The organism is Burkholderia sp. Ac-20345 (assembly GCF_017104825.1).
Lineage (GTDB): Bacteria > Pseudomonadota > Gammaproteobacteria > Burkholderiales > Burkholderiaceae > Burkholderia > Burkholderia lata_B.
The window spans coordinates 1-5,717 of record NZ_JAAGPO010000341.1 but is presented as its reverse complement, the minus strand read 5'-3'; the positions used below and the strand labels follow the sequence as shown (position 1 = coordinate 5,717).

General features: G+C 67.7%; 5 protein-coding genes and 2 pseudogenes. 5 read left to right on the top strand and 2 right to left on the bottom strand.

Annotated features, from left to right (window positions below):
* The 4 genes and pseudogenes from G3O06_RS46050 to G3O06_RS46035 form a co-directional block, all read left to right on the top strand.
* Positions 1-241, top strand: a pseudogene (locus G3O06_RS46050) (TetR/AcrR family transcriptional regulator); the annotation flags it as partial.
* Positions 242-449: 208 nt separating this feature from the next.
* Positions 450-1,604 (top strand): pyridoxal phosphate-dependent aminotransferase, encoded by a 1,155-nt coding sequence (locus G3O06_RS46045; protein ID WP_205820056.1) that lies wholly within the window; start codon positions 450-452, stop codon positions 1,602-1,604.
* Between the two features lie 71 nt (positions 1,605-1,675).
* A complete protein-coding gene (locus G3O06_RS46040; RefSeq protein WP_205820055.1) occupies positions 1,676-2,464 on the top strand; it encodes an ABC transporter substrate-binding protein in 789 nt (262 codons plus the stop codon).
* Positions 2,465-2,479: 15 nt separating this feature from the next.
* On the top strand, positions 2,480-3,910 hold the full coding sequence (locus G3O06_RS46035) for an FAD-binding oxidoreductase (RefSeq protein WP_205820054.1): 1,431 nt from the start codon (positions 2,480-2,482) through the stop codon (positions 3,908-3,910).
* 32 nt (positions 3,911-3,942) lie between these two features.
* On the opposite strand, the gene G3O06_RS46030 is transcribed toward G3O06_RS46035, so the two are convergent.
* Together G3O06_RS46030 and cadR are read right to left on the bottom strand one after the other, a co-directional pair.
* Positions 3,943-4,515, bottom strand: a complete 573-nt coding sequence (locus G3O06_RS46030) for a PadR family transcriptional regulator (RefSeq protein ID WP_205820053.1) — start codon at positions 4,513-4,515, stop codon at positions 3,943-3,945.
* Positions 4,516-4,583: 68 nt separating this feature from the next.
* Complete coding sequence (gene cadR, locus G3O06_RS46025) at positions 4,584-5,015, bottom strand: Cd(II)/Pb(II)-responsive transcriptional regulator (protein WP_174916768.1); 432 nt, start codon at positions 5,013-5,015, stop codon at positions 4,584-4,586.
* An 81-nt stretch (positions 5,016-5,096) separates the two neighbouring features.
* Here cadR and G3O06_RS46020 point away from each other — a divergent pair.
* Positions 5,097-5,717, top strand: a pseudogene (locus G3O06_RS46020) (heavy metal translocating P-type ATPase); the annotation flags it as partial.

Genomic DNA, 5,717 nt, shown 5'->3' with positions numbered 1-5,717 from the left:
GCTCGCGGCGTACCGCCGGCATTACGACGCGTATGTCGCGCTGTGGCGCGACGCGCTTGCGCACGCGGCCGATCCGCCGCCCGCCGCGCGGCTCGACGGGCTCGCGCGGATGGCGCACACGATCTGCTACGGCGGGCTCTCGCAGGCGTTGCTGACGCTCGGGCCCGCATTCGACATCGCCGCGCTGCGCGGTGAACTGCGGGCCGTGCTGCTCGCCTATCTGGCGGCGGCCGGCCGGTAATCCCCTAGGGGAAATGCCTGATTCGCATGTCGCGCCGGCAGGCTAGCCTTGCCGCTACGCGCCCCTCTCCACGAGCCATGAGGAAAATGCATGGCCGCCATGACGAACTTTCGATTGTCCGCCGATATTGGCTCGGGCTAAATCGTGCGGCAGATGCTGGTCGTGCGTGTCGCGCGCGGCCGCCCGAAGGACATCAGAAGGAGGAGTCATGCGAAGCGCGACCGCGCCCCGTTCGAAACTGCCCGACGTCGGGACGACGATCTTCACGGTGATCGGCCAACTGGCTGCTCAGCACGATGCGTTGAACCTGTCGCAGGGGGCGCCGAATTTCGCGCCCGATCCGGCGCTCGTCGAAGGCGTTGCGCGCGCGATGCGCGACGGGCACAACCAGTACGCACCGATGGCCGGCGTCATGGCGCTGCGCGAGCGGCTCGCCGAAAAGACCGAGGCGCTGTACGGCACGCACTACGACCCGGCCACCGAGATCACGGTGATCGCGAGCGCGAGCGAAGGGCTCTACGCGGCGATCAGCGCGCTCGTGCACCCGGGTGACGAGGTGATCTACTTCGAGCCGTCGTTCGACAGCTATGCGCCGATCGTGCGGCTGCAGGGCGCGACGCCGGTGGCGATCAAGCTGTCGCCCGAGCATTTCCGCGTGAACTGGGACGAAGTCGCCGCGGCGATCAACCCGCGCACGCGGATGATCATCGTGAACACGCCGCACAACCCGACCGCGACCGTGTTCTCGGCCGACGATCTCGAACGGCTCGCGCAGCTCACGCGCGATACCGGCATCGTGATCCTGTCCGACGAAGTCTACGAACACGTCGTGTTCGACGGCGCGCAACACCAGAGCATGGCGCGCCATCGCGAGCTGGCCGAGCGCAGCGTGATCGTGTCGTCGTTCGGCAAGTCGTTCCACGTGACGGGCTGGCGGGTCGGCTATTGCGTCGCGCCGGCCGAGCTGATGGACGAGATCCGCAAGGTGCACCAGTTCATGGTGTTCGCGGCCGACACGCCGATGCAGGTCGCGTTCGCGGAGATCCTCGCGCGGCCGGACAGCTATCTCGGCCTGTCGGCGTTCTACCAGGCCAAGCGCGACCTGCTCGCGCGCGAGCTGGCCGATTCGCGTTTCGAGTTGCTGCCGAGCGAAGGCTCGTTCTTCCTGCTCGCGCGCTTCCGGCACTTCTCGGACGAAAGCGACAGCGATTTCGTGCTGCGCCTGATCCGCGACGCGCGCGTCGCGACGATTCCGCTGTCGGCGTTCTACACCGACGGTACCGACGCCGGCGTGATCCGGCTCAGTTTTTCGAAGGACGACGCGACGCTGGTCGAAGGCGCGCGGCGGTTGCGTTCGCTGTAAGTCCCGTACGGAAACCGGCGACGGGCATCCGGCAACGGGAGCGTCGCATCGACCAGACACAGGAGATCACGATGAAGCACACGACCACCCTGAAACTCGCGTTCGCACTCGCGTGCGCAATCGGCTCGGGCGCCGCGCTCGCCGACGCGCAGACGCTGCGCTTCGGCCTCGAGGCGCAATACCCGCCGTTCGAATCGAAAGCGCCGAACGGCGACCTGCAAGGCTTCGACATCGACGTCGGCAATGCCGTCTGCCAGACGGCGAAGCTGTCGTGCAAATGGGTCGAGACATCGTTCGACGGCCTGATTCCCGCGCTGCAGGGCCGCAAGTTCGACGCGATCAACTCGGCGATGAACGCGACCGAGCAGCGGCGCCAGGCGATCGACTTCACGACGATCATCTATCGCGTGCCGACCCAGCTGATCGCACGCACCGGCAGCGGCCTGCTGCCGACGCCGGAATCGCTGAAAGGCAAGCGCGTCGGCGTGCTGCAGGCGTCGATCCAGGAAACCTTCGCGAAGGCGCACTGGGAGCCGGCCGGCGTCGCGATCGTCGCGTACCAGGACCAGAACCAGGCGTACGCGGACCTCGTGTCGGGCCGTCTCGATGCGACGCTCGTGCTCGCACCGTCCGGCCAGCGCGGCTTCCTGTCGCGTCCGGACGGCAAGGGCTTCTCGTTCGTCGGCCAGCCCGTGCACGACGACAAGATCCTCGGCAGCGGCATCGCATTCGGGCTGCGCAAAGGCGACGGCGCACTGAAGGCGAAACTCGACGCGGCGATCGACAAGCTGAAGGCGGACGGCACGGTGAAGTCGCTCGGCCTGAAGTATTTCGGCGATATCGACATCTCGACGAAGTAAGCGGGGCCGCGCGCGATGCAGAACCGGAACACGGCCGCCGCGGGTGGCGAACAGGACGGCGCGGCGTTGTCGGGCGATGCGCTCGAAGCCGTGCTCGCCGCCGAACTGGGTGATGGGCTCGTCACGCGCTCGGCCGACGTCGATCCGCGTTACTTCACCGCGTACAACGAGCCGGCCGGCGTGCGGCCGCGTGCGCTGGTGCGCCCGCGCAGCGTCGACGACGTGTCGCGCACGCTCGCGCTGTGTGCGCGGCTCGGCCAGCCGGTCGTGCCGCAAGGCGGCCTGACGGGGCTCGCGCGTGGCGCAGTCGCGCTCGGCGGCGAGGTCGTGCTGTCGATGGAACGCTTCGCGGGCGTCGAGGCGCTCGACGCGGCGGCCGGCACGATGACGGTACGCGCCGGAACGCCGCTGCAGACGGTGCAGGAAGCCGCGGAAGCGGCGGGTTTCACGTTCGGCGTCGATCTCGGCGCACGCGGCTCATGCCAGATCGGCGGCATGCTCGCGACCAATGCGGGCGGCACGCGCGCAATCCGCTACGGGATGATGCGCGAGCAGGTGCTCGGGCTCGAAGCCGTGCTCGCGGACGGCACGGTCGTGTCGTCGATGAACCGGATGCTGAAGAACAACGCGGGCTACGACCTTAAGCAGCTGTTCATCGGCAGCGAGGGGACGCTCGGCGTCGTCACGCGCGCCGTGCTGCGGCTGCATCCGTTGCTCGCCGCGCCGGCCACGGCGCTCTGCCGCGTGCGCGACTACGCCGCGGTGGTCGCGCTGTGGAACCGCGTGCGCACGCTGCCGGAAGTCGTCAGCTTCGAGGCGATGTGGCCGTCGTTCTACGACTACGTCGCGCGTCATACACCGGGTGTTTCGGCGCCGTTTGTCGGCGACGAGGGCTTCGCGATACTGATCGAATGCGCGACGAGCGCACCGGGCGGCGACGCGCACCAGGCGCTGGAAACCGGTCTGGCGGCGGGGTTCGACGCAGGGCTCGTGGAGGATGCGGTGCTCGCGACTTCGGAGCGACAGGCGCGTGACTTGTGGACGCTGCGGGAAGGCCTCGCGATCGACGCGCTGCCGCATCTCGTCAACTTCGACGTGAGCCTGCCGACGGGCGAACTCGGCGCGTTTGCCGAGCGCTGCGAGGCGGCGTTGCGCGCCCGCTGGCCGGACGTCACGTGCCTGTTCTTCGGCCATGTCGGCGACGGCAACGTGCATATCGGCGTGTCGCTGGCCGGGATGACCGAGGCCGACCTCGATGCGCTCGACCACTGCGTGTACGCGGTGGTGCGCGACATGGGCGGCTCAGTGTCGGCCGAGCACGGGATCGGTGTGCTCAAGCGTTCCTATCTCGCGCATACGCGCAGCGACACGGAAATCGGATTGATGCGACGGCTGAAGGCCGCGCTGGATCCGCTCGGCATCCTGAATCCCGGCAAGGTGCTTTGACCGGGGCGGCGGGAGCCGGCCTGCGCAATGCGTCAGCCGTCCACCCAGCGCAGCGCACCGATCTTCAGGTGTTCGACGACGCTGCGCGCCCATTCGAGTTCGGCATTGAGCAGCACGAGCGCGTGTTCGTTCTGCAGCAGGAACAGGCGCGGCACCTGGTCGGCCTGCGCGGTGGCGCGCAGCGTTTCGAGGCGCGCGCGCTCGACGTCGAGCCGGGTGATCCGAAGCTCGAGCTGGTGGCGTGCATCTTCGGCGTCGAGCAGCGGCAGGAACGCGAGACCGGCGCCGAACGCGGGGAATTCACGCGCGGGCTCCGCGAGCAGCGCATGCAGCCACGCCTGCCCCGCCGTGTGCCCGGTCTCGGTCAGCGCATACAGCGTGCGCTCCGGAAACGCACCATCACGCTCGGTGTCGTGCACGGCGATCAGCCCGTCGCGCAGCAGCCGGTCGATCGTCTGGTAGAGGCTCGTGCGCTGTCGCACGTTGACGACCTCGTCGTACCCGCGAGTCTTCAGCTGCTGCAGCATTCCGTACGGATGCATCGGCGTTTCGGTGAGCGTCGCGAGGACGGCCAGCGCGAGCGGAGACGGACGGCTAGTGGACATGAGTAGTTATTGCATATCTAGTAAGAATATAACTATTCTCAATTAGACTATCATATTTCACAAGGTTTTCAGCCGAGGTGCGAGCGCTTCGCGGCCGGTGCGACGGTTTCCATCGTCGCGAGGCCGTGCACGATGCCGCAATCCTCGACCGAATGCTCGCCGACGCACTGGCGGCGCAATTCGGTGAGCTGGTCGCGCAGGTGCGTGAGTTCCGCGAGGCGCGCGTCGACGTGCCCGATGTGTTCGTCGAGCAGCGAATTGATCGAATCGCAGGGATCGGCCGGCGTGTCGGTGAGCCGCAGCAGCGCGCGGATTTCGTCGTGCGCCATGTCGAGCGCGCGGCAGTTGCGGATGAAGCGCAGCCGTTCGACATGCACGTCGGTGTAGTTGCGGTAGTTCGAGTCGGTGCGCTCCGCATCCGGCATCAGCCCCTCTTTCTCGTAGAAACGGATCGTCTCGGGTGTGCAGCGGGCCGCTTTGGCCAGTTCGCCGATCTTCATGACCTTTCTCCGTGTAAGGGTTGACCTTGTAGTGGCTTCAGGGTGTTAACTCTACACCGTCAAGCCACAAAGGAGGTTGTCATGACCGACGCCAAGCGTACCCACGACCCACGACACCGTCATGCCGGCGGCGCCGATACGTGCTGCGCCGACCCGCGCGACACGCAGCTGGCGACCGTTGCCGGCGCGGCGCCGGCGGCCGGCGAGCACGCGCACGGCAAGGCTGCCTCGGGCGGCCACAACCATGACCACGATCACGGCGGCGCGCACGTTCACGACCATGCACACGGTGAAACGCATGTGCACGGTGCGTCGTGCTCGCACGGGCATGCCGAGCATGGCGAAGCTGGCCACGATCACGACCATGCACACGACGACACGCATGTGCACGGCGCGGCGTGCTCTCACGATCACGCCGCGCATGACCATGCCGGTCACGACCACGACCACGACCACGACCACGACCACGACCACGACCACGCGGCCGGCGATTGCTGCGCGCCTGCCGCGCTGACGCTCGCGCCGCTGCCGGTCGCGCAGGCGACCGCGTCGGGCCACGTGCGCTCCGCGTTCCGGATCATGCAGATGGACTGCCCGACCGAGGAAACGCTGATCCGCAAGAAACTCGGCGGGATGAGCGAAGTATCGGCGCTCGAATTCAACCTGATGCAGCGGATGCTGACCGTCGAGCACGTGCCGGGA

Excerpts from the sequence above, each read along its gene's own strand:
- cadR (WP_174916768.1), bottom strand. The coding sequence starts at position 5,015 with ATGAAGATCGGCGAACTGGCCAAAGCGGCCCGCTGCACACCCGAGACG.
- G3O06_RS46035 (WP_205820054.1), top strand. The coding sequence starts at position 2,480 with ATGCAGAACCGGAACACGGCCGCCGCGGGTGGCGAACAGGACGGCGCG.
- G3O06_RS46045 (WP_205820056.1), top strand. The coding sequence starts at position 450 with ATGCGAAGCGCGACCGCGCCCCGTTCGAAACTGCCCGACGTCGGGACG.
- G3O06_RS46040 (WP_205820055.1), top strand. The coding sequence starts at position 1,676 with ATGAAGCACACGACCACCCTGAAACTCGCGTTCGCACTCGCGTGCGCA.
- G3O06_RS46030 (WP_205820053.1), bottom strand. The coding sequence starts at position 4,515 with ATGTCCACTAGCCGTCCGTCTCCGCTCGCGCTGGCCGTCCTCGCGACG.